The 1,310-nt window shown below is 44.0% G+C and carries 1 pseudogene; it reads left to right on the top strand.

The annotated features are described in order from the left end of the window. Positions 1-1,047 (top strand): annotated as a pseudogene (locus C900_RS27850) (CHC2 zinc finger domain-containing protein); the annotation flags it as partial. Between the last annotated feature and the right edge of the window lie 263 nt (positions 1,048-1,310).

Below are 1,310 nucleotides of genomic sequence, written 5' to 3' on the forward strand. Positions count from 1 at the left end.
GGAAGATCCGGAAGCGGCAAAACCTACCTGCAAACCAAGATCAGTGAATGCCTTCCGGAAGAATCAGTACGGACAATAACCAGCTTAACAGAAAACACCCTTTACTACTCTACAAGGGACTTTTGGAAAAACAAAGTGCTGTTAATAGAAGACCTTGACGGAGTTTACAACGCCTTTTTGCCACTTAGAGAATTTATGAGCAAACAAAGCATTACCAAGCTCACTACCGATAAAGACGCCAAAGGCAACAACGTGCAAAAAGTGCTGACCGTAGAAGGCCCGATCTGCGTATCAGGCGCCACCACCAAAGAAGGCATCTACGAAGACAACGCCAACAGGAGTTATTTACTCCACATCAATGAAGGTGCTGGCCACATGGAAGAAGTCATGGACTACCAAAGAAAGCTGCAAGCCGGATTAGTGGACGAAAACAGTCAGAACATAGCCAAACAACTGCTCAAAAACACCCAAAGGCTACTAAAACCCATAAAAGTGATTAATCCATACGCTACACAGCTCAAAATCCCCGACAGCGTATTCAAGAAGCTCAGGACAAACATGCACTACCTAAGGTTGATAGAGATTATCACCTTTTACCACCAGTGGCAGCGCCCCAGGCAAAAAAATGAAAAGGGTGAAGAATATATCCTTACCACTCTGGAAGACATCAGTTGGGCCAACAGGCTGGTAAAAGAAAGCCTGTTAAGAAAATCAGACGAGCTGAACGGCCAGTTAAGAAGCTTCTTTGAAGCCCTGAAAGCCCTGATCAGCAGGCGACCAAAAGACCGGCAAGCCTTTTACAGCAGAGAGATCAGGGAGCAGTTCAGAATGAACCCCATGAAAGCCAACCGGTATTTACGAGAGCTCGAAATGTGGGGCTATATCAGGCAAACAGGCGGCAACAGAAAGACAGGCTTTGAATATGAAATAGCTGCATGGGACGAATACCAGCACCTGCAATCAGGTATAGATATTTTAGACAGTACACTACAGAAATTGAAAGAGAAAGAAGCTAAGAATAACAGCAAGAAATCAAGTATAACATAAGTGTAACATCAGTATAACATGGCTCAAATGTTATACTTAATCGCCTCATACGATCAGGAAACAAAGAAAACAGCCCTAAAAAATGCAGTATAACAGTATAACATCACCAGAAGCAAGAGGGGTAAAAGCAAAACCATCATAGCTATGAAATCCCTTCCACTAAACAATCCGACCCACCAGCGCTTACAAAAAGACTTTCAGCACTGGCTTCAAACGTTGGGCTACTCCCCCTCGATAGTCCACGATCTACCCTACTACCTTCA

Source organism: Fulvivirga imtechensis AK7 (assembly GCF_000331535.1).
GTDB classification, from domain to species: Bacteria; Bacteroidota; Bacteroidia; order Cytophagales; family Cyclobacteriaceae; genus Fulvivirga; species Fulvivirga imtechensis.